General features: G+C 40.6%; 27 protein-coding genes. 6 read left to right on the forward strand and 21 right to left on the reverse strand.

Going from position 1 to position 22393, the window contains the following annotated elements; translation table 11 throughout:
* Positions 1-53: 53 nt before the first annotated feature.
* The 5 genes from GQY27_RS01735 to GQY27_RS01755 all read right to left on the reverse strand — a co-directional run bounded on the left by GQY27_RS01735 (position 54) and on the right by GQY27_RS01755 (position 4364).
* Positions 54-401: a DoxX family protein gene (locus tag GQY27_RS01735; protein WP_160031784.1), complete on the reverse strand. Its 348-nt coding sequence runs from the start codon at positions 399-401 to the stop codon at positions 54-56.
* Between the two features lie 29 nt (positions 402-430).
* Positions 431-952 carry a hypothetical protein gene (locus GQY27_RS01740; protein WP_160031785.1) on the reverse strand — a complete coding sequence of 174 codons (522 nt, stop codon included), beginning with the start codon at positions 950-952 and terminating at the stop codon, positions 431-433.
* A 54-nt stretch (positions 953-1006) separates the two neighbouring features.
* Positions 1007-1648, reverse strand: a complete 642-nt coding sequence (locus tag GQY27_RS01745) for a hypothetical protein (RefSeq protein WP_160031786.1) — start codon at positions 1646-1648, stop codon at positions 1007-1009.
* Positions 1645-2505: a hypothetical protein gene (locus GQY27_RS01750; protein ID WP_160031787.1), complete on the reverse strand. Its 861-nt coding sequence runs from the start codon at positions 2503-2505 to the stop codon at positions 1645-1647. The genes GQY27_RS01745 and GQY27_RS01750 overlap by 4 nt, the downstream gene beginning before the upstream one ends.
* Before the next feature lie 329 nt (positions 2506-2834).
* A complete protein-coding gene (locus GQY27_RS01755; RefSeq protein WP_236570434.1) occupies positions 2835-4364 on the reverse strand; it encodes an MDR family MFS transporter in 1530 nt (509 codons plus the stop codon).
* Positions 4365-4832: 468 nt separating this feature from the next.
* Between GQY27_RS01755 and GQY27_RS01760 the strand changes: the two genes are divergently transcribed.
* Both GQY27_RS01760 and nrdG read left to right on the forward strand, forming a co-directional pair.
* Positions 4833-6800, forward strand: coding sequence for an anaerobic ribonucleoside triphosphate reductase (locus tag GQY27_RS01760; protein ID WP_160031788.1), 1968 nt, complete (start codon positions 4833-4835; stop codon positions 6798-6800).
* Between the two features lie 5 nt (positions 6801-6805).
* Positions 6806-7300 (forward strand): anaerobic ribonucleoside-triphosphate reductase activating protein, encoded by a 495-nt coding sequence (gene nrdG / locus GQY27_RS01765; protein ID WP_160032032.1) that lies wholly within the window; start codon positions 6806-6808, stop codon positions 7298-7300.
* Positions 7301-7452: 152 nt separating this feature from the next.
* On the opposite strand, the gene GQY27_RS01770 is transcribed toward nrdG, so the two are convergent.
* Positions 7453-8130, reverse strand: coding sequence for a DUF1796 family putative cysteine peptidase (locus tag GQY27_RS01770; protein ID WP_160031789.1), 678 nt, complete (start codon positions 8128-8130; stop codon positions 7453-7455).
* A gap of 199 nt (positions 8131-8329) precedes the next feature.
* On the opposite strand from GQY27_RS01770, the gene GQY27_RS01775 reads away from it, so the two are divergent.
* Positions 8330-8503 (forward strand): hypothetical protein, encoded by a 174-nt coding sequence (locus GQY27_RS01775; RefSeq protein WP_160031790.1) that lies wholly within the window; start codon positions 8330-8332, stop codon positions 8501-8503.
* A 139-nt stretch (positions 8504-8642) separates the two neighbouring features.
* Here the strand turns inward: GQY27_RS01775 and GQY27_RS01780 are convergent, their stop codons facing one another.
* The 8 genes from GQY27_RS01780 to GQY27_RS01815 all read right to left on the reverse strand — a co-directional run bounded on the left by GQY27_RS01780 (position 8643) and on the right by GQY27_RS01815 (position 14395).
* Positions 8643-9383: a glycerophosphodiester phosphodiesterase gene (locus tag GQY27_RS01780; protein ID WP_160031791.1), complete on the reverse strand. Its 741-nt coding sequence runs from the start codon at positions 9381-9383 to the stop codon at positions 8643-8645.
* A 114-nt stretch (positions 9384-9497) separates the two neighbouring features.
* Positions 9498-10382: a ribokinase gene (gene rbsK, locus GQY27_RS01785; RefSeq protein ID WP_160031792.1), complete on the reverse strand. Its 885-nt coding sequence runs from the start codon at positions 10380-10382 to the stop codon at positions 9498-9500.
* 297 nt (positions 10383-10679) lie between these two features.
* Positions 10680-11090: a cupredoxin domain-containing protein gene (locus GQY27_RS01790; protein WP_160031793.1), complete on the reverse strand. Its 411-nt coding sequence runs from the start codon at positions 11088-11090 to the stop codon at positions 10680-10682.
* Positions 11091-11410: 320 nt separating this feature from the next.
* Complete coding sequence (locus tag GQY27_RS01795) at positions 11411-11761, reverse strand: hypothetical protein (protein ID WP_160031794.1); 351 nt, start codon at positions 11759-11761, stop codon at positions 11411-11413.
* A gap of 140 nt (positions 11762-11901) precedes the next feature.
* Positions 11902-12591: an N-acetylmuramoyl-L-alanine amidase gene (locus tag GQY27_RS01800; RefSeq protein ID WP_160031795.1), complete on the reverse strand. Its 690-nt coding sequence runs from the start codon at positions 12589-12591 to the stop codon at positions 11902-11904.
* 330 nt (positions 12592-12921) lie between these two features.
* Entirely contained in the window at positions 12922-13254 is a 333-nt protein-coding gene (locus tag GQY27_RS01805; protein WP_160031796.1) for an antibiotic biosynthesis monooxygenase family protein, read from the reverse strand.
* Between the two features lie 101 nt (positions 13255-13355).
* Positions 13356-13934, reverse strand: a complete 579-nt coding sequence (locus GQY27_RS01810) for an SLOG family protein (protein WP_160031797.1) — start codon at positions 13932-13934, stop codon at positions 13356-13358.
* Positions 13935-14047: 113 nt separating this feature from the next.
* On the reverse strand, positions 14048-14395 hold the full coding sequence (locus GQY27_RS01815; RefSeq protein WP_160031798.1) for a hypothetical protein: 348 nt from the start codon (positions 14393-14395) through the stop codon (positions 14048-14050).
* Positions 14396-14928: 533 nt separating this feature from the next.
* On the opposite strand from GQY27_RS01815, the gene hflX reads away from it, so the two are divergent.
* The gene (gene hflX, locus GQY27_RS01820; RefSeq protein WP_160031799.1) at positions 14929-16209 is read left to right on the forward strand and encodes a GTPase HflX; all 1281 of its coding nucleotides are present in this window, start codon (positions 14929-14931) and stop codon (positions 16207-16209) included.
* A 104-nt stretch (positions 16210-16313) separates the two neighbouring features.
* On the opposite strand, the gene bshB2 is transcribed toward hflX, so the two are convergent.
* Together bshB2 and GQY27_RS01830 are read right to left on the reverse strand one after the other, a co-directional pair.
* A complete protein-coding gene (gene bshB2 / locus GQY27_RS01825) occupies positions 16314-16970 on the reverse strand; it encodes a bacillithiol biosynthesis deacetylase BshB2 (RefSeq protein ID WP_160031800.1) in 657 nt (218 codons plus the stop codon).
* A 15-nt stretch (positions 16971-16985) separates the two neighbouring features.
* Positions 16986-17330 (reverse strand): YojF family protein, encoded by a 345-nt coding sequence (locus tag GQY27_RS01830; RefSeq protein ID WP_160031801.1) that lies wholly within the window; start codon positions 17328-17330, stop codon positions 16986-16988.
* 262 nt (positions 17331-17592) lie between these two features.
* Between GQY27_RS01830 and GQY27_RS01835 the strand changes: the two genes are divergently transcribed.
* Positions 17593-18372, forward strand: a complete 780-nt coding sequence (locus tag GQY27_RS01835; protein WP_160031802.1) for a sporulation protein — start codon at positions 17593-17595, stop codon at positions 18370-18372.
* A 204-nt stretch (positions 18373-18576) separates the two neighbouring features.
* Complete coding sequence (locus GQY27_RS22040; RefSeq protein WP_442950872.1) at positions 18577-18753, forward strand: hypothetical protein; 177 nt, start codon at positions 18577-18579, stop codon at positions 18751-18753.
* Positions 18754-18909: 156 nt separating this feature from the next.
* Here GQY27_RS22040 and GQY27_RS01840 read toward each other — a convergent pair whose 3' ends face one another.
* From GQY27_RS01840 to GQY27_RS21430, 5 genes are all read right to left on the reverse strand, one after another.
* Positions 18910-19893, reverse strand: a complete 984-nt coding sequence (locus GQY27_RS01840; RefSeq protein WP_160031803.1) for a 3-oxoacyl-[acyl-carrier-protein] synthase III C-terminal domain-containing protein — start codon at positions 19891-19893, stop codon at positions 18910-18912.
* Entirely contained in the window at positions 19893-20276 is a 384-nt protein-coding gene (locus tag GQY27_RS01845) for a hypothetical protein (protein WP_160031804.1), read from the reverse strand. Before GQY27_RS01845 ends, GQY27_RS01840 begins: the two co-directional genes overlap by 1 nt.
* 282 nt (positions 20277-20558) lie before the next feature.
* On the reverse strand, positions 20559-21662 hold the full coding sequence (locus tag GQY27_RS01850) for a DUF1648 domain-containing protein (protein ID WP_160031805.1): 1104 nt from the start codon (positions 21660-21662) through the stop codon (positions 20559-20561).
* Positions 21663-21667: 5 nt separating this feature from the next.
* Positions 21668-22078: a GntR family transcriptional regulator gene (locus GQY27_RS01855; RefSeq protein ID WP_160031806.1), complete on the reverse strand. Its 411-nt coding sequence runs from the start codon at positions 22076-22078 to the stop codon at positions 21668-21670.
* A gap of 104 nt (positions 22079-22182) precedes the next feature.
* Positions 22183-22377, reverse strand: coding sequence for a hypothetical protein (locus tag GQY27_RS21430; protein ID WP_201450659.1), 195 nt, complete (start codon positions 22375-22377; stop codon positions 22183-22185).
* Between the last annotated feature and the right edge of the window lie 16 nt (positions 22378-22393).

Genomic DNA, 22393 nt, shown 5'->3' on the forward strand with positions numbered 1-22393 from the left:
TCAAAAAAAAGACTGCATTTTCTTTTGATAAGAAAATGCAGTCTTCCTTTGGCTTACGATATATTTACAAGGTTCATGCTCACAATAACAAAACAGATCATCATTAAGGTAACAGAGGGTAACACTCCCGACATGGATCCTTTGCCGAATTTTATCTGCATAATTATCACCGATGCCGTCAAAATTGCAAGATAAAAAGCTGCTGCTGCTCCAAGCAAGAGATTTAAGCTGCCAATAAAGAGTAAAATAGCCCCTACCATTTCTAAGATTCCCATCACATAACGAAACCACTTCGGCAAGCCAAAACTTGTATATTTGCCAGCTGCCTCTTCGGATATCAATTTACTCATCCCCAGCAACAAAAACGTGATGCCTGTTCCCACCTGTAGTACTGTTGTCATTGTAGATCTCCTTTGTGTTCCTTATCACATTATGATAAAACTTCCCATCGATGCTGATTCTTTTCTAATTTTGGATGCGTAAATTTAGGATGATCAACGAGAATCAATCTAATCTTAGTGATCCACTCATCAAAAAAAGGATAAGAAGCAAAACAATTCGCATATTCGCTTGACAGCATTAGAAAAAAAGGACCTTTGTACTTCTCGGTTACATGTCGTAGTGCCGATTCCATAGGTGTATATTTTTTTCTTTTGCCTTCCCAGTTCTCCACAGTAATCATGCTATCATTCTGTTCTCTTTTCCATTCATGCAACCGGTCTTCTCTTTTGTATAACGGAAGAACTGGGTGATTCGTCATCCGTTTTACTGTCGCTTCATGCAATGGATAGAGAATAAACTTTGTGAATTTACGTTCCTTTACGGTTTGTAATGCAATAGATAACTGTATATCTGTTATTTTCTCAAAATCATCATAATAGAGCAGTGATCCTTTATACGTTTCCTTCGGTGGTTCGTAACCAAAAGGTACTGCGTGTACTTCTCTTGCCATTATAAACTTCTCCCTTCTATCCCTACTCACTATCCGTTCTAACAAGTACCTATTCTATAAGTATGGATCACTGCTCTCCATATTACTCGCATCCTTTTCTTGTTCTTGATGTACCCCATGATATGCCTTAGCCAAGCGAAACAACAGCCGAATCAATAAGAACATAAAAAATACGTATAAGACAGCATAGATCGTCATAACAACTTCCCATTCTTGTTCCAAATTCATAATAAAAGGATAAAAAAATTGCTGAAGGACAAGTAAGCTAATAAACGCTTTGCGTCTAATTAGGAATGCCTTTTCCAGTGACGGGTTACTCATTTGTTGCCATATCGATAGTTGCCCAAGCGAAGTAAACAACAGCACAATCATCAGTAAATTGACTAAGGAGGAAACCTGCCCATATACAATGGAGATCAGAGATATGTCTTGCGACCACAGCCCCCTATTTATATTCGGAATCCAACCTCTTATAAACGATTCAATAAAAAGAATAAACGTAATCCATTTTACTTTTTGAAAAAGAACCGACTCTGCTTCTAAAGAAGACAGCGAGTATAAAATGAGTACATATCCTAACAAATCATTGAAAATATCAAAATTCATGATATTAAAATCCAATATGAGCAAGGTAAATCCCCATGCCATTAGGCGAAGTGCTTTTTCACTGACCTGCTGAGTTGAGAGGTTGGTCATTTCCCTGCACCCCCATCTCGCACAATTGTTTTAATTTCATCCGATGAATAATAAAAATGGTTGCTTGTCAGGAGATCGTAAACTATTTTGGAACCGTCTGGTAATCTAAAATGAACTAAAATTCCTACGGAATAAGAGATAAACCCATCTTTCGCAAGTCTCGGTTCTATAGACGCATACTGAAAATGGATGCTATCGCCTTTTTTAACCTGTTTAGGGTATGTAACTTGATCATACGGTTTGCCATACACACGAAGCTGGAATAAATCGTTTAATTTATCGGTATGACTTAATTCAATTTTCTCAAGTACTGCATCTGAGTTCATCTCAAACACATCATATCCCGAACCGTCAGAAGAAGATCCCCCGTGAATGAAGGCTAAATTCTGTGATTTCTCTGGATCGGCACGGAAGATAAGTTCACCAATCGGAACCTGTTCCGAGGTGCCATCATCATAATTTACAGTTATGGTGTTAACGATGAGTTCTTTATTCTGATCAGGTAAATACTCTAGATCTTTTTCGGTGAATTCAAAATGCATTTGGTATGGCGACTGATACTTATAAGATGCTCTTTCCTTTTTGGCATAAGATTCCTTATTAAATTCTTCGATCAAGATAGACTTCACTTTCTTTCCCGGTCCCTTGTTCTCCAAGTAATCAATTTCCATCCAATTTGTTCCTTTAAAAATCGTTGTCGTCAAATAGTGGGTAGGAAAAACAGGTTTCTTAAGCTGCATACTGTTGTAATACCCGATGTTTCCCGCCCATAAGATTAGCAAAATAAATAATAGCCCTAATCCTATAAATGTAGTCTTACGCTTCCTTGATGAATGGATCAGTTCTTTGTACTTCAATCGTGTTCTTCCTTCCTTCTCATCGCATAATATTTTGTTACGTCATCTTCTGATCCAAAAAAATGGATAGATGAGCATGATCAGCATTAAACAGCCAATCAGCCATAAGCAGCTTTTGCATCGACTGTTTTAGTAAACATCTTATATAGTACCATAAAGGAAGAGCATGTAGAGAGACGCTTTCACCACCCATTAGAAAATGAGGAAAGATAGGTACTGTAATTCCTATTAACCACAAAAAAAGGCAGATCAAATTGAGGTCCATTTGATCTGCCTTTTCAACTGCATTCCACTCAACCATACATGATTCAGTACATTTGCATAATTATTTATTTTCCCTTTACCGTTGCCGTTCCTGTTATAAGTTCCGTCTCGCTGTGTGCGGAAGAAGCTGTACTCGTTGCTGTCTGTCCTGCCACTCTTTTCACGAATAAAGCAAGAAAGAGACCGAGACAAGCGAGAATTAGTCCAATCTTAAATCCGTCCATTACCCCCGTAGTCATCGCTGCATTCAGTTCAGCCGTTCCAGGATTCGCTATGCCGCTTAGCGCTTTCTTCTCCCCATTCTGCATGATCGAGATGAAGATTGCTGCTCCGAGAGCACCTGACGTTTGTTGCAGCGTAGTCAGCACCGCTGTCCCATGCGGATATAACTCTGCAGGAAGAGCATTTAGTCCATTAGTCTGAGCAGGCATCATAATCATAGCAATAGATATCATTAAGAACGTTTGAAGAATGGCCACGAGCCAAGCAGACTGCAATGGCAGCAATAAGAAACAAGTGATGGTAGCAATCATAAGGAGCATCCCAGGCAGAAGAAGCACCCGCGGCCCATATTTATCGAATAATTTCCCCATAACTGGCGACATGAGCCCATTCAGGAGTCCGCCAGGTAACATGACAAGTCCAGTCATCAAAGCACTATAAAGCATCACTTCTTGCAAATAAAGAGGTAAAACGAGCATCATAGCAAACATGGTCATCATTACGATGATGGATAATACAACTGCAATAGAAAACATTGGATAGATAAATACCTTCATATCCATAACAGGTGCGGTCAACTTCATCTGTCTCCACACAAAGAGAGCAAGAGATATAGCGCCAATTGCGATAATAAAAATCACATAACTCTGGATCGCTGTGCTGCCGCCTTCCCCCATACTACCAAATCCGAATACAATTCCTCCAAAACCAATCGTAGACAAAATAACGGAGAACACATCCAGTTTCGGTCTGCTTGTACTGGTAACGTTTCGCAGCTTCATAAATCCGAAGATCAGTGTTAGGGCTACGATCGGAGCTACCAAGATAAATAACCAGCGCCATGATAAATGCTGCAGTATAAAACCAGATAATGTCGGTCCAATGGCGGGTGCAAACATAAGAACAAGTCCAATCAGTCCCATCGCAGCTCCTCTGCGTTCGATTGGAATGACAGCCAAGATAATATTCATCATCAGGGGTATGAGCACAGCGGTGCCTATGGCTTGAATGACCCTTCCTAAGAGAAGATTACCGAAGCTTGCACTGACTGCGGCAAGGACTGTCCCGATTAGAAACAAGGTCATTGCAGATAAATATAGTTGTCTTGTTGAAAACCGCTGAACTAAATACGCAGATACGGGGATCAGTATACCGATGACAAGCATGTAGCTAGTCGAAAGCCACTGTGCCAGGTGAGGTTCAATACTCAGGTCACCCATGATTTGAAATAAAGCTACATTCAGCAGTGTCTCGTTAAGAATCGCGACAAAGGCACCCGATAATAAAACAGCAAGAAGCAAACCAACTTTCGGTGAGTCATAACTCTTATTCTCGTTGTTATCTGCCGTATCATTCAGTGAAGTTGTATTCAATTGTTCTCCTCCATCCCATTCTATCTATATATATAAATCCGTTTACCTCCTTCATTGAAGGTGAGGTATTCAGACTAATGTAAGGAGTAAGGATCGTGACTTATCGCACTGCTACAACATAACACATCCCAGTTTCTTCTGCATCTGTATTTCCTATCTATAACTGTTTTTTAATTATTTTAATTATTTGATTTATAAAACATTTTCCCTTCATTTTTTATGTTTTTTTCACCTCATATTGCTTAGCGTTTCCTCCCCTGATGACAAGGGTTAAGGGACTTTTTTGAGTTTCTGGATAGGATTCTACGCACGCTAATCTGTGATTTTTGTCATACACTTGGAGTACATCTTGTAGGTATGATACTCAAATAGATCAATATATAGTATGTATCGCATAACAAAAACATAGAATTCATCCAAAACAAACTACACATAACAGAAAACGGATTTAGAAGGAGATCATTCATTATGGCAAAATTAGAAGCATTTATACCTAATCCTAAACAAGCAGATGAACTCACAGATATAATGGACCAAATCTTAGGCAGTAAGGACACAGATCTGCTTAGAGAAAATGCAAATCTGAACGGAGACTCTTTTAGCGGAAAGATGAGTAAAATTGGTTCTGAAACTGCGAAGAAACATGTGATGAAGCACGTCCTTCCCAAACAGGTTGCTCAAGCAATAACGGAAGGCGAACTTTATGTTCACGACCTTGACCAATATGCGCTCGGTACAACTAACTGCATCTTTATTCCTTTTGATCGGCTTCTAGAACGCGGTTTTAATACAGGAAATGGTTCTGTGCGAACCCCTCAGTCGATCATGTCAGCGATGTCACTTGTCGCTATTATTTTTCAGTCTCAGCAAAACAGTCAATTTGGCGGTGTTTCTGCCAACAAAATCGATTGGGACCTGGCTCCATACGTGGCACGCTCCTTTAGAAAACACTTCCGAAAAGGAAAACAATTATTTGAAGAATCAGCGGAACTTGATCAAGAATATATCCATATGAATAGCGAACTCGCACAAACGACCTGTCCTAAAGCCTACGCTTTTGCCATGAATGAAACCATTCAAGAGACACATCAAGCTGCTGAATCCCTTATTCATAACTTAAATACAATGAGCAGCCGGGCAGGCGGTCAAATTCCGTTTACGTCCCTAAACTATGGATTATGCACGTCTGCAGAAGGAAGACTTGTATCCCATGCGCTTCTTGATGCTACCATCGCAGGACTTGGCCATGGAGAAACCCCTGTTTTCCCTCAGCATATTTTCCAATGTAAACAAGGGATTAACCAAGCTCCCGGCGAACCCAACTACGATATTTTTGTAAAAGCGCTCGAATGTTCCAGCCGGAGATTATATCCGAATTTCGTCAATGTCGATGCTACTTTTAATTTGCCGTTTTATCGTGAAAATGAACCGGATACCATTATTGCTACCATGGGTTGCCGTACGCGTACGATCGCTGACCGGTTTGGCCGCAACCGTCAAAGTGGAAAAGGAAACCTCTCTTTTAATACCGTTAACCTCGTGAAGCTTGGCATTGAACATGGGATTGCGCTGCGTAAACGGACAGAACCCGATCTGAAAGAATTCTACAAGAATTTGCACCGCGTCATGGAGATTGCTTTAGAAGGGCTGCTGCATAGATACGCTATTCAATCTGTTCAACCTGCAAAAGCTTCTGACTTTATGATGCGGGAAGGTGTCTGGGAAGGCGGCGAACATTTGAATCCTGATGAACCCGTAGCTTCCCTGCTGAAGCATGGAACATTGTCAATCGGATTTATTGGACTTGCAGAATGTATGAAAGCTTTATACGGAAAACATCATGCGGAAGACGAATTATCCTACAAAGAGGCAGTTCGTATTATAGAAACCATGCGGAACTTCTGTGATAAAAAAGGGGATGAATACAATCTGAACATTACCCTGTTTGCTACTCCGGCAGAAGGGTTATCAGGAAAATTCACCGTTTTGGATCGAAATAAATACGGAATTCTACCTGAAATTAATGATCGTGATTACTATACGAACTCTTTCCATGTTCCTGTCTACTATTCGATCTCCGCTGCGAAGAAAATTCAGCTGGAAGCACCATTCCATGAGCTATGCAATGCAGGAGCAATCTCTTATGTGGAGCTGGATGGAAATGCTCGTAATAATCAGGATGCATTCCGCCGAATTGTACAATACGCGCTGTCTCAAAATATCGGTTATTTCTCAGTCAACCACCCATTAGACCGCTGTCCTTCCTGTGGTTATGAAGGTGTCATTGGTACGGAATGTCCAAGCTGTGGAATACATGAAAATGACATTCATTTCAGCCGACTTCGCAGAGTAACTGGATATTTAACTGGAGATTACACAGTTCGATTCAACTCAGCGAAACAAGCAGAAGTCAGAGATCGGGTTAAACATCTATGATCCCTTTGCATATCTGCGGTTATATTCCAGAATCTATTAATGAAGGCGCGGGTCTTCGGGCTGTTGTTTTTATAAGTGGCTGTAAGCATGCATGTCCCGGCTGTTTTAATCCCTCCTCCTGGAACTTTAGAGCAGGTAAACCTTTTACGGAAGAAGAACAGATGCGTATCATCCAGGAAATTGCGGACAACCCATTACTTGATGGGCTGACCTTATGCGGGGGAGATCCTTTCTTCTCTGCTCCTGCATGCACCGATTTTATTCGGAAGTATAAGGAACTTTGTCCAGGAAAAACCCTTTGGGCTTACACCGGTTTTGTCTATGAAAAACTGCTGCAGGACCCAGACATGCGCACGCTTGCTGAGCTTTGTGATGTCATCATTGATGGTCCTTTTCAAATGGAATTGAAAGATACCATGCTTCTTTTTCGCGGAAGCCGAAATCAGCGAATTATTGATGTACAAGCCTCGTTATCTCAGGATTCAGTAATCACTTTATAGCACGAATAGAAACATCCGGTTGACCATGGACTGCGGTTCATGAACCGGATGTTTTTCTTTTTTTCCAGATAGGTAAAGTACGAAATAGGTAAAGTAGTAGTCATGCTTATATCAAAAGGAACTAGAAACTTTTATTGATTAATGTGAATTTTTCATGTGTTGTAATTTTGTAATAGATAAGCATTTATTTCTTCGTTGGTCATGGTATTATAAATTCCTCCCAGAATAGTTCGCCATAAGGTGTGGTTATCTTGAAATATATTTGCTACCTCTGGGATGAGCAGTGCACAAACGTTAGGCAGTTGATAATCAATCTGAACGATATAAGGTACCTGCGCGTGATTCACAACCAGTAATTTATACTCACCTGCCACGAGGTCATCTAGAACTTGTACTAACTCTTCCGTTTCATGTAAAGTAGCTTCCGTTCGTAAAAAAAAGATTCGTTTGCCGCTCTGCATAAGCTGCAAGAATCGGTTGGCCCTATAGTCTAGCTTTTGCTTCAAGCCTGGATAGCTTTCAAGGATATCGGGATCGTTATCTTCCATTGGAAAATCATGAACAGAGTACAGATCATAGGCAGCGTCCCGGATAACATAACAGCCTGAATCCGAACTTGCCCCATGATACCTGAGATTATCCCATAGCATGACATGATGAAATCGATCGCGCAGTAGTGCACTCACTCCTGATAAATGAGGGGACATCATCCAGTCGATGACTCCAGCTATATTACGGATTTTACTGTGATTCAGCTGGCTTGCAGGAAGACAGTTATGGCCGAGACTATAGAAGACATCATACCCGCCCTTTAATTCATGCAGTTCCATTTACTTCGCCTCCTTTCAGCCAGGGTATATCTTATTAGATTACAGGAAACTTCGCGGTGCCTGTGCCATTGGACTTTTCTTATCATAATCACAATCTGTACCCTACAGATATCTGTTTCACTCTGATCCTCATGCGGTAATGATACATAATTACGAAAATTTTGGGTGAAACTATCCAAACGGAAAGGGTGAAAATAAAATGCATGATGACAAAACAGACCGCGGTGCCGGTTTTGATTCTATTGTTGAACCGGATCCGAGATTTGAACAGATTGATTGGACCAAAAACCCGGATTCAATAACGATTTCTAATCTTACCGAAGATGAACAGGAGATTACGGATGAGGAACAGGATGAAGAAGAAAAGCGATAATCAGGAAGCGCAGCATATGTGGCTGTCATCCACTTACCGTCGTAATTATTCTGCGCTTTCGAATCCAAAAAAAAGAGAGAAATCTACGGAGGAGTAGGTTTCTCTCTTTTTGTATATAACTGCCCGCCGGGTTGCGGGCTCAGCAGTCAACTCTCTTTTCTTCCATTACTTTTTTTAATCGGCCAGGGTAATCGGTAATGATGCCATCGATTCCTTTTTCTAACAATTTCAGCATCACGCTTTCTTCATTTACCGTCCAAGCATACATTTGCATTCCTTCCTTCTGTACCGATCTAAAATTTGTCTCTTCTAAATGAATGAAATACGGATGCAAAGAAAAAGCACTCACTCCTGCAGTAGTTGGTAATAACTCAGGGCGAGTGAAATTCTGAGCATATAATAGGCCCGTTTTTACTTTTGAATTCAATTTTTCCAAAGTACGGAGGCTATCAAAATGAAAAGAAGATACGACAACATGATCATAGAGGTCATACTCTTCTAGGAGGGCTACCAATTTTTCTTCCACCCCTTCGGAAATTCCGCCCTTAATTTCAACATTAATCATCAGATGACGAGGAGCGAGCTCAAATACTTCCCTTAGTGTAGGGATCGATTCTCCCTCATAAGCTGAATCAAACCACGATCCGGCATCCAGCTGCTGAAGTTCTGCCCTAGTCATCTCTTTTACATACCCGTTTCCATTTGTCGTACGATGGACAGTGTCATCATGAATAACCATGATTTCTCCATCTTGGGATAGATGAATATCAAGTTCAAAGGCGTCACAGCCCTGCTGCAAAGCAAGTTCAAAAGCAGCTATTGTATTCTCTGGAGCTTCCCCTTTTGCCCCTCGGTGGGCAATAATCAGCGGTTTTTTCATAAAATCCGCACCTTCCTCACAAGATAGAAGAAATAAGTTATCAAAGTATTCTAGTCTAGAACCTAGTTTAGTATACGATGCTCTTATTCCCCTATCACCCGTTTCGTGTAAAATCTATATTAAATCATGACGAAACGGCATTCCGCCTTGCGCTCCGAATTTGGTTACTGATATAGAAGCTGCTAGATTAGCAAAGGAGATGCTGTCTTTGATTGACTTTCCTTCTGCCAATGCCACTGCAAATGCCGCATTAAATGTATCGCCTGCACCCGTTGTATCTACCGCTTCCACAATAAAAGCAGGGACCACTACTTCTTGTTCGCCATCATAATAACGAACTCCCTTCTTTCCTTCCGTTACGATAAGTTTATTCGGGTATTTACGTAAAGAATCTTGAATATTCTCTCCCTCAAACATCATCTGTGCTTCATGTTCATTAGGCGTAATATAAGCAGCATCTTCAATGAGCTTTGGACTTATTTTCCTTGCTGGAGCCGGATTGAGGACAAGAGGTACACCTGATTCTTTACAGATTTCCGCTACATGTTCTACGGTTTCTTCGGGTATCTCCTGCTGAATAAGTACGATATCCGAGGTGCGAATCACTTCAGCGACTTGATCGATATAAGCAGGGGTCACTTCATTATTAGCTGCTTTTACTACGATAATGCTGTTATCCCCTTCAGCCAAAATGATATGGGCTGTCCCGCTCTCCATCTCAGCAACCGGCTGTACATAGTCGGTAATTACATTATTTTGCTTAAAATTGTCCAAAATGGCTTCTCCATACGTGTCATCACCGACACGTCCTATCATATAAACATCTGCTCCAAGTCTTGCAGCAGCTACAGCCTGATTAGCTCCTTTACCTCCAGGTACCGCTTGAAAAGATTCACCTAGTACCGTTTCACCTGCGACAGGACGTTTACTTGACGTGACTACGAGATCCATGGAAGAACTTCCGATGACCGTTACTTTTAGCTTTTTATATGTACTCATGGTTAGATTCCCGCCTTTAATTGAGATTTACTTTTCATTTCTTATATGTTTACATTTAATGGAATGATTTTTTTACTATATATTATGATAAGGGGTGGTTACAATTATGATTAATATAAGTATACCTGGACTCATTTTGCTCATTGCAGCTCTTGTCTTTGTGATCTGGTTAATACGAAAAATAATACATAGATGAGCCTGAGCTACTCTATTATATGATAAAAGGACTGTACCTATCAGGCAACAGTCCTTTTATCTATTCTTTTCTGCACATTTATTAGATAAGGTCACTTTGTGTCAGATTACTGTAATATTTCCGTAATACATATACATTCCGCAATTAAAAGAATAAGAACCTGGATCCAGTGTGGTATCGACGGTGTAGTAGTTATCACCTTTCTCCAAATATTTCAGCATATCCAAATCTTTGGACACAACATCCGTAATGCATGTGAGGGAGGTATCTTTTCTAAAATTAATTTTGGTCGGCACTCCTTGTTTTACCTCAATCTTATCTGGATAGAAACCGTCTGATTTAATCTGAACGGTAATCACTTCATATCCTTCGAGTTCTTCTGCCTGCCCGCTCCCTCCAGCAGACGGCATAATTTCCTTTCCGCTAAACATAAACAAAGCCCCTGCCAAGATGATTACAGCGACCAACCCAATGGCGGCAAAAGGCCACCATTTCGGCAATCTTTTATTCATAATCAATCGTCCCTCTCGAAAAACAATATTCATGATGTTACCTACTCACTTTATAATGATAAAGCAGTGATTCTATAACTAAAATGACCCTTTAGGGCTACTTTACACCTTTTTTGTTCCATAAAATCTTACTATTCTGTGACGCTCACTTTCAGCTTCATTCATATAGATGAAAAATAGCCCGCTAACGGATCAGTTAATGGGCAGACTTTACTCTAATTTATTTAATAAAAAATAGGATTGTTATTCACGATGGAGACAAGTTCATTCCCCGTTTTGTGCTGGGTGGCTTTGATCAATTCTCAAACATCCTCCACCTTTTACTTATCAAGATGCCGCTCATAAATGTACCAAGAAGATACCCGCGCAAACGGGAGAAGTAACAAGATCACATTCAGGCTCCACATTCCTGAACCCCCTATTTCTCCTTTCGGAATAAATAAGAGAATCATTCCTAAAAGAAAGGCAAAAACAGAAGTCCAACTAAATTCTGCACCATTCACCGGGCTATTGCTAATAAAAATAGATTGGCCTTTTGAGACTTCTGCATAACAAGAAGTGTGATAGGCAGATAACGAAAAAAAAGACAGGCTCACCAAGAGATCATACCTTGATTCAATCTCAGCATTACAATGTACACAATAAATACGCTGATGATGCGATGCGGACAAGCAGCCCCCTCCTAAAAGTTCCATTTTCTAACATTATACTATAATGCGCCATTATTCCCATCTATGTAACTAAAATCAAAAAAAGCACCTGTTTGGCTCTTTGCCAACAGCGTGCCCAACAGCTACTAGTACCTTTAACATTACTTCACTCGCAGAACCTGACCCGCATGAATGGTAAAGCTGCTGTCCAGTTTATTCCACTCTTTGATCTGCTGTACTGTACTCCCATATTGCAGACTTAAAGCATAGACTGTATCTCCATTAACAACTGTGTGCTGTACTGTAGTCACTTTCTTTGTTAGATTAAAACTTTTAACGAGTCCATTCACATGACCGCGAGCAACTAAATCGAGATGTGAAGCGGATTTAAGCAGTGCTGCATCGCTGTTGGTATCGATAAACCCATTCTCCGTCAAGATGGCAGGCATACGGGATTCCCTTAGTACATGAAAGTTTGCCGTCTTTTGCCCTCGATCAGTAAGTGTATTTAACTTCATAATTTCATTATGCATATTCGTCTGGTAGTTTACGGCACGTGTGCTCGATCCCGGATATACAAAATCCTCATAGCCTGTACCTCCGCCAGCATTAATGTGTATTGATAAAAAATAATCGGCTCCCCACGTATTCGCTGCATTGGTACGCTGTGTCAGAGTCACGGTTTCATCCTTCATACGGCTCATTAAAATAGATACGTCACTATATTCTGCGAGCAGTATTGAACGAATTCGAGTAGCGATCGTAAGGGTTAGGTCTTTTTCTTTCAGACCATACCCCAGCGCCCCTGAATCAGACCCTCCGTGACCAGGGTCTATAAATATTTTAACCATGATTTATCACCTCCCTTATATCATATGATGGGGTCTACTGCTTGCTTGGACGAAAAACTCAAGAAGCGATAAGAACTCTATCAATCCGAAGATCGATAGAGTTCTTATTCGCTTCTTATTTTCTTTTTGGCGGTATCAATACATACACAATAAATCCAATGACACAAACAACCGGGATTAACGTAATCAAGATATTTTCCCATAAAATATGCACTCTTTCACCCCATTACGCTAGCATATCATGTGGGAAATTATAACATATTAATAATAGAGAAGATACCTATGTCCCATGTTTCGTATGGCCTTACTTGTGATTATGTAGATAGATGATTACACTTCCACCTGTTCAGGCGTTTTCACGAGATACATGGATACTTCGGTATCTAGCAAATAGTCTGGTTTCTCCTGATTTCGTTTGTTCCGATGACCCTCTATGTGAGCAGGGCTCTTTTCCCAAGTCTTCCATGCTTCCTCTGATTCCCAGCGGATCATGACGATTACTTCTTCTGTTTCTTCCCCTTTTTTACGGTTTTTCTTCACCATCACCGATCGATCAATAAAGCCTGGAATCTCGGACATCGGTCCGCCTGGTTTACCGAAACGTTCTACAATCTTTTCACTGAAACCTTCTTTTACCGTAATTTTACGAAGTTGGACCAACATGATCTAAACACCCTCTCTAATATCATTACCTATATCATCATACTAGACGATAATGATTATCAGTGTCAACGAATGGATGCTAAATACACCAAACCGCCTATTTATTCCGCCCAGTCTGTTTCTCCTTCTTCATAGAAACCAGTCATTTCATCAGCCATGTTCTGGATATCTTCAGAATGAATGATGGTGATGCCATATCCATCTTCTTGCTGCTTTTTAAGTGCTTTTTCCTTCACAAATTTAGGACTTCCTGGGCCGCTCTCTTCATCATACACAAGCAGTAAATGATCTGTTTTCCGAAATAACAGTTCGTCTCTCGCAGCAAACTGCCAAGGACCGATATAAGGCTGTTTACTCACCACACCATAATAATCCACATGGCGTTTAATTTCTTCGTAGTATGTTTTTTTATCCTCCGACCAGTTTTCTTCCGGATTAGCAAAGGCTGAAATAATGGATAATTTGAGCTGTGGGTACTCTTTTTTTAATTCAATGACAACTTCAGAGGCCCAGAGATCAATCCCAATCTGTCCGGGTGTAATGACCCACTCAATTCCATCCTCAATCAGCGGGACTAGTTTGGAACGAAGGGCCTGCTTGATAAAAGGAATGCCGGGATGTTTTTGGTTGAAAATACCGAGTTCATGAGCCCGATATCCGGTTACTAATAAATTTTTCATAAAATAAAGCCACCTGCCGCTTTCTGACTGTTCTTGTTGTTACTATCGTACCACACTTCTGCTTCTTTGCCGCTTCCGGCTTGTCCTTATATGGATCGCCCTTGTCGTTATACTTATATTTTATTCACGATCAAAAGCTCCGTTTTTTTCGTATCATACGTATGCTCAATGCTTTCCTCTGAAATCACTTTTAGTTTTAGCAGTGCAGCAATTTTGGCATGATCTGCTTTTGAAATCAGCTTCCATACGTCTGCATCCGGGAGTGCTTTATATAGTTTATCATCATCATATTCTTTTTTGGATTGGCCTACGAGCTTGGCCGTATAGTCTCCTGCATCGATTAGATTCACACCCTCTTCTTTCATCACCAGGAGAATCTCATCCCGAAGTACTGACAATTCTTCATCTATTGCTTTCTTTCGCTGTTTCAATTCAAAATAACGATGTAGTAATAATTCCATTCCCTATCACGCTCCTTTATGAACATATGTATGCGGATGGTAAGGAAAAGATGGCTTTCTTACAAAAATAAAAGGACAAGCTGATCAGGTAAAAAATGATTATATCTATCCTTTATTTTGCTGTCTTTGTTTTTGTTATGCTAAGATAACCCTAACTTTAGGAACGGAGGGATACCGGAATGATTTTGAATTGGATTCGAGTGAGATTTTCTTTTGCCCCTGCTAACTAAATAGGCAAAGACTCTGTCTACTGTGTACGGACAGAGGACTCGGATTCGATCTAATTTATTTTGGTATTCAAAAATGATTCTTTAGGGATTCAGCCATTCAGCGCAGGCTGGTCTCTATGAGAAAGCGATTTTTCTCTCCATATTTTTTGGCGGCTGGATATTTACGATCTGGTCAGAATATGGCTTTGTAGAATTTGATGCTTTTTGAACCTACTTGTTCTATGTCCGCCGAGTTCTCATGCGTAACACAGGCAGCAGTCCGCCTGTGTTTTTTTGATATTCAAACCTAAGGAGGACAACTAAATGGAACAAATAATGAAAGAAAAAGCAATTATTGCGGGTCTTGAGCGCAAGGGACAGGAAGATTTTAATTATTCTATGGAGGAGCTCGCAAATCTGGCTGACGCATGTCATATATCCGTGGAGGCTGTCATTACGCAAAAAGCGGAGCGAATACATCCTTCCTTATATCTAGGTACGGGTAAAATTGAAGAACTGGCGAGGCTCCTGGATACACTAGAGGTGGATATTATTATTTTTAACGACGAACTTTCCCCCTCCCAAGTTCGCAATTTGGAGAAAAGACTAGAGGCATCTGTTCTTGATCGAACGACACTCATTTTAAATATATTTGCCGAACGTGCAAGATCAAGAGAATCTCAGCTGCAGGTAGAACTCGCCAGATTACAATATGTGTTGCCCCGTTTATCTGGTATTCGTTCTTCGTCAGGCAGACAGCGAGGCGGTGTTGGCACCAAGAATAGAGGCTCTGGTGAAACAAAGCTAGAACTGTCTCAGCGCCGTATAGAGGATAAGATTACCGAACTCAGCCGGGAACTTGAATTGCTTGTCTCACAGCGAAAGACCCAGCGAAGACGACGGCAGAAAACAGAAATTCCGGTAGTCAGCCTTGTAGGATACACCAACACGGGCAAATCAAGTCTTATGAATGCTCTATTGCAGAAGCATCATGCTTCCGAGGATAAGGCTATTTTTGCAAAAGATATGCTGTTTGCTACCTTACAAACATCCGTTAGAAAGCTGGAACTTGCAGATCGGAAAAGTTTCCTTCTCACCGATACCGTCGGATTTGTCAGCAAGCTGCCCCATCATTTAGTCAAAGCTTTCCGTTCGACCTTGGAAGAGGTACTGGATTCAGATCTGCTAATCCATGTCGTAGATAGTGCTAATCCGGATGCGGAGCAGCTCATTGAGGTTACAAGTACAACACTTCGAGAGCTAGGAGCAGATGAAATCCCAGTTATTTATGCCTATAACAAAACCGATCTTCGAATGCTTCCGCTTGAATCTAAAGATCTTCAGCAGCCTGCTGTTCTCGTTTCTGCCAAGACGGGGGCCGGTCTTGAGGAAATGGAGCAAGCGATCCGCGGTGCTATCTTTGGCCACTATAAAGAAGTCGAGGTCACCATTCCTTATGGTGAAGATCAGATCGTCTCTTATCTACATGAACATGCGTATGTAAAATCAACCCGTTATGAGGAAGACGGTACAAAACTTACCGTTGAAGCTTCTCCGGCCATGATCCAGAAATGGTCTCACCTGCTTGATGCGCCTACCTCCTGATAGGTAAGCTTACGAAAAAACCTCCTGCCTTAACTCGGCAGGAGGTTTTGACATGCTTAGACATACGATAAAGAAAGGTTTAGAATACCTTCTTTACTGAATCATTATTTTACAGGATAAGTCCAAAAATATTCCGTCTCCAAGCGTTTTTGGAACTGTTTATCTTTCAAGAGAGAATCTCCGGACAAAATGCGGAACTGTGAGCTGTGAGCCTGAATTGACTTCACTTTATTCAGTTTAAAATTCCGAATATCATAAGATACATCCGGATCGCCGAGTGCTTCTCTATGACCATTCGAGAAAGCAACGCACTGAATAGCTGGACGTCTGTCTTCTTCGAGCGCTTCAACCACACGCACCACAGCAGCTCCTGTAGCATCATGGTCTGGGTGTACGCTGTACCCCGGATAGAACGTAAAGATGATGGATGGATTCAGTTCCTCAATCAGTGCTGAGATCGTACCATCCAAAAGGTCACGATCTTCAAATTCTATCGTTTTATCATGGAAGCCAAGCATTCTTAAGTCTTGAATGCCAATCGCACGGCAAGACTCTTTGAGTTCTTCCTTGCGAATCGCCGGCAGTGTAATACGGTTAGCAACGGGCGGATTCCCCATATTTCGAGCCATCTCACCGAGTGTGAGACATGCATAGGTAACCACTGCCCCTTCTTCATTAATCAATTTAGCAAGCGTCCCTGACATACCAAAAGATTCATCATCCGGATGCGGTAATACAACTAGAATACGTTTTTGTTCCATAAAGAACCCCTCTTTCTAAAACAGTGTTCTGCTAAGCAGCAAAGATACGATGAGGCGTCCTTCTGCATCATGACCTGCAAGCAGTACACGTCCTTCTTCATTTTCTTCCCAGTGAGTAAGACCTTCCGTGTATACCCATCCATCGTTAATCTTTAAACCTACACGATAGTAAGTATCTCCTTCAATCGTACCTTTTGAATATTGAACGGGTATATTCTTAATAAAGTTCGAAGCAGGATGCTTCGAGCTATCATTATGGGCTGCATAAGCGCCCATTGTAAGTTCCATATGAAGATATAAGTCTTCGTTTGCATATTGGTCCAGCTGTTCTTGTACCAATGCCTTATTAATTAACTGCATGATGATACCTCCGGTAACTTCTACGAATCTATCATACCTTGTTAGGTATAATGGGTGGTTTCTATCAAATCTTGGTGCATACTACATATAGCAGTATATCTCAAAAAACGAGGAAAACAAAATCATTCTGCGTAATTTACAAAGTACTCGGTTTCATAACAGTGCGATCGGTATTATATAGCTGTATCAATAGGTGAAACATAGGGGGGATCTGATACGTAATAGAATTAACCATATATATCCATAAGGAGGCTTATCATTTATGTCTTTTTTTAACAAAATACTTGCAAAGGTAGGCATCGGTTCTGCTGAGATTGACACTTTACTCGAGAAAGTATCTTATGTTCCCGGTGAAACGGTGAAAGGTGTCGTTCGCATACAAGGTGGTCACGTGGATCAAGAAATTGAACGTATATACATTCAGCTGATGACACGCTATATAAGAGAACAAAACGATCGAAAATCGGAATACAAACATACACTAGCCTGCTTTGATGTCTCGGAACAACTGCTTCTTCGCAGTGGAGAAAAATTAGAGATTCCATTTAGTTTTCCGCTCCCTCTTGAGACACCTGTTACATATGACGGACAGCCTGTATGGCTAAGTACAGGGCTTGATATTGAAATGGCCATTGATCCAACAGATCATGATGAGATTAAAGTAGAGCCTCACTTCTATATGGATGCGGTATTTGAAGCTGTTGAGTATTTAGGATTCCATTTCAAATCCTCTACTTGTGAACATGCTACTAAGCTCGGCCGCGGAGTTCCTTTCGTCCAGGAGTTCGAATATTATCCAAGTTCCCGGTTCACTGGCCGTGTTCATGAGCTGGAACTCATGATGAATCTGGATGAAGAAGGTATCCATGTGCTTGTGGAGGTTGACCGGAGAGCAAGAGGCCTCATGGGATTTTTTGAACAAGCTTTTGATTTGGATGAACGTCATATTCGTCTTTATTTCGATCGTGCTGACATTGCTCAAGGTGCTTCCCACATTGCTGAACAGATTGAACGCGTGATTGAAGAACAGACTCGCCGCTAACAAAAATAGGGTTTATCAAAAAGCTCGTATCTGCTCTTTTATGAAGAGAGATACGAGCGAACTGTCTACCAGAAAGTTTTCTACGATTTTTAACAACCGTACGGGGTGAATATATGAAGAAACTATCATTTTTTTAATAGTGATCTGTTTTGCTCTAGTCGCTGTAGGTTGCAGTAAATCAGCTGGAAATAAACTATTTTCCCAATCGGGAAAGACGGTATCCTTAAGGTATCTAACAAAGATGCGGTCTATGGTACTTCTATTAATAAGTATTTTTATGTAGACGCAAGAGGTAATACGGTAAGGGAAATTGATTATTTAGAAGAAATCCACAATCAAAATGTGGGAAATTCTCAAATTGGAGAAGGGCAAACAAAGTAAATGTAAGAGTTTAAAAGTAGCAGCTTTAAATAGAGCAAGAGCCGCGGTTACATACCGACTGCTCTTGCTCTATTTAATAAGCTATGCTGTTTAGCAAGCAAAAATAAGGGGTTATCATTAACTATTCTCGTCTGATATCTCTAATCGTATTACATGTTATAGCTTCAAGAGAACGGCTGCTGAAGTTACACCTGCACCTACGGACCACATGACAATGTGATCACCGGTAGTTACATCCCCATCTTCTATCGCATGATGTAATGCAATAAAAGGGCTTGTCGTCCCTGTATAACCGTACTGATTACCTATGTATTTGAATTTTTTCATATCTTCTTGAAGATCTTTTGCTATGTTCTCTATTACACTGATATTGAGCTGAGATACAAAGTAGCCTGATATATCTTCACTTTTAATTTCATGATCCACTAACAGTGTCGAAATAATAGATTTCACTTCTGGATAGGCAACTTCGACACCATAATCTGCTTTTACAGAAACTTTATTATCACCTTGGTCACGAACTGCTTTCTTTAACCCTTCTGCAGGAAACTTAAGATCCATAGCGTTCGATGAGTCTGTGAAGTATTCAGAGTCCATGAACCCAACACTGTCATCCTCTACTCTTTCCAAAATTACAGCGCAGGCAGCATCACCAGCAACCCCTTCGTAGATGAAGTCACTGTCGCGATAATAGTGTCCCAGTGTTTCCGATCCAATAAGCAGGGCATACTTAATTTTCTGATTACTTATCATAGTTCTGCATACTTGGTCATAGGCTACGACCATACCGACACAATTTGTGTTCTGATCATAGATGATACATTTGTTTTTCCCTTCAATCGCTTGATGAACCAAAGCAGCATCCGTTGGCAATTGATATTCATGAGTACCAGAAGAAACGACAATCATGTCTACATCGCTGCCCGCGATCCCTGACTCAGCTAACACTTTTTGTGCTGCCTCTATTGCCAAAGTTAGCGTATTCTCATGCTCATCCGCCTTATATCTACGCTCCTTACCCACTGCTTCCCAGGCCCCAACAAGCTTGTGTCCGTTTTCTATACCCTCCACTAAATCTTGATTGGAATAGGATTTCTCAGGATGGTATACCGATATCTTCTTTATCTTTACAGTAGCCACTATACATTCCACCCTTCTTGTCTAAGAAGGATTTTAGCTTCGTCTTCGGTCTTCAAGAATTGGACATTGCAATCTGGGACTTTTTTAGCAATCCTTTTCAGCTGAATTCCCGCAGATACAAATTCAGGTTCAATAATAATTACAGTTTTAAAGCGGCGATAGAAGCCGTATGCATATTCAAGGATTGGAAGAATTTCCGGTTTGAAGGTTTTTAATTTCGTTGCATCGATGACGAGTGCATAATCTTGAACAGGAATAGAATCTAGATACTTCTCAAACTCAAGCGTTTGTTGATTTGTAGAATCCACTTCATAAAAACCATTCATTTCATTCCATATTACATTTTTCACTGTTTGTGTGTTAAGCTTTGTTTCTTCTTTCATTTCTAGTGTTGCCTCCCAAAAATTCTGTAAAGTTTCATCTTGTAAGCTTACTTAACAGACTAGTTCTTAAAACGCGGACTAGTCATACTAGACTTTTCTTCCTATGTATATATCGGTTATCTACTATAAAATTGTTACTCTATATCTAATGTCTATGAGTTTTGACATAAAAGTAGACAAACCCGGCTCACTACCAAGTTTGTCTACAGAGTTTGAAACTAACTTCTATTTATGAAGAGTTACTATTTTTTGGACGAATGAAACACTCATAAAATAGCTTATTTATAATAGGACACTTACAAGCACGATTGACCCAATGATTCCAACAAGAATAATCCAGGCCAAGGGTCTTGCATGATTAATCGTCCACCCATACCCCATTCTCTTTTCTACAAACAAGGAAGGATCCTGAGGATTAAAATAAAACATCCCGAGCTTCCAGTTCTGATCATCATCACGAGGTGGTTTTGTAGAAGGTGCCACAGGCGATTTGACTCTGCTTCCTCCCTGACCTGTCGTGACATATAAAATACCTGTACCGGCTAGGATTAGAACAACGACGGAAATGCAGACAGCAGCTAATATGACCGGATCTACTGGATATAACATTTGGAGCTGCATAAAGCTAAACAGCAAAATAATCATCAGGGAAGCAAATAAATTAAAGACCGAATTTCGAAGCCGAAAGATCCGATTTTTCTCCAAAGACACTTCTGGGTGCTCTGTATCTACCTGTTGTTTACTACGGTAAATGACCGTATTGATAAACATAAACAGCAGAGTCATCATAATCTGCATAACAACTGGCATAAATACAGTACCGATCGACTTGTCTTTAATCGTTGTCGGATTTCCCTGGAAATCATATTGCGTCACAATTTTGTCAGGAAACAGATCGTAATTCACTAGTGTGAAAATAAAAGTCGCGATAATCAGAACCGCATGAATCAAATACCACTTTTTAGAGATCACCAGTTTCTGCTTACGGAAGTTCATATCAATCGTTAACTTCACTTGAGGCATGATCATATCCGTTAACCGTTCCGCTTTATATTCTTTCATTTTCTTATGAAAGTAAATCATGGTTAAAAACTGTGTAACAATACTTAGGAGCACATAGATCATAATCCACATGGCCGAAACGTTAGCAGAATCCGAATTCCTAACCGACATTGCCATGGCAATTACCGCAAGAATCGCTTGGATTACAAAATTGCTAGCCGCATACCTTTTACGCATCCTTTTCAAATCAGCACTGTGGAACACTTCTTCACTTACCGTAATTCCAAAACTTTCGGTCTGTCTTGTAAAGTAAGGAATGAATGATGTAAGAACGACCATCGGTAAAAACAACGTAATCAGAAGGACAAAATAAATTCCAGGCATGCCTATCACTCCTTTTTATGATCTGCTTTATTCACAGGCGGCTCAATCTCTCGGTATATTCGCTCTAGCATTTCCTTCATTTCCGTTAGGCTAACCCCTCTTAAAATTGCCTCAGCAATCAGTGGTCTAATCTGTGCACTTTGTTTATCACTGAATTCCTGATTGGCCTCAGGCATACCGTTTGGATTCACAACGACCCCTTTCTGGCGATGAATGTGGATATAATCCTCTTGCTTAAGAAGCTGATAAGCTTTGTTTACGGTATGCAGATTAATGCCGATATCTGATGCCAGGCTCCGTACAGAAGGTAACGCTTCTCCCGGCTTTAGACTGCCGCTGGCGATTCCTTCAATAATCTGATTCGTCAGCTGTGTGTAGATCGGTATATCTGATTGCATATCAAGTTCAATGATCATGAACGATTTGCACCTCCATTTCTTTTTATGTATCTAACCTATGTATCTGTTATATTTGTAGTATAACAGATACATAATATATATGTAAATAAACAAACAATGGTTCACGTTGTGAGAGAATTGTGGATGTTATCTCTTTCTGCACGACAAAAAAAACGCCGGATCAGCCTAACGGCTTCCAGCGCTTTTTCATTCATTATATAGGTAAGATTTCGCCCGTTACCATCTGGCGTCCCGAGAATGGAAGAAGTAATAGAGATCACGATACAACAAGCACCACAACCTGTCCTGCATTCCATTAGGCATCACCACCTC

This window comes from Paenibacillus sp. An7 (assembly GCF_009870785.1).
Taxonomy (GTDB): domain Bacteria; phylum Bacillota; class Bacilli; order Paenibacillales; family Paenibacillaceae; genus Paenibacillus.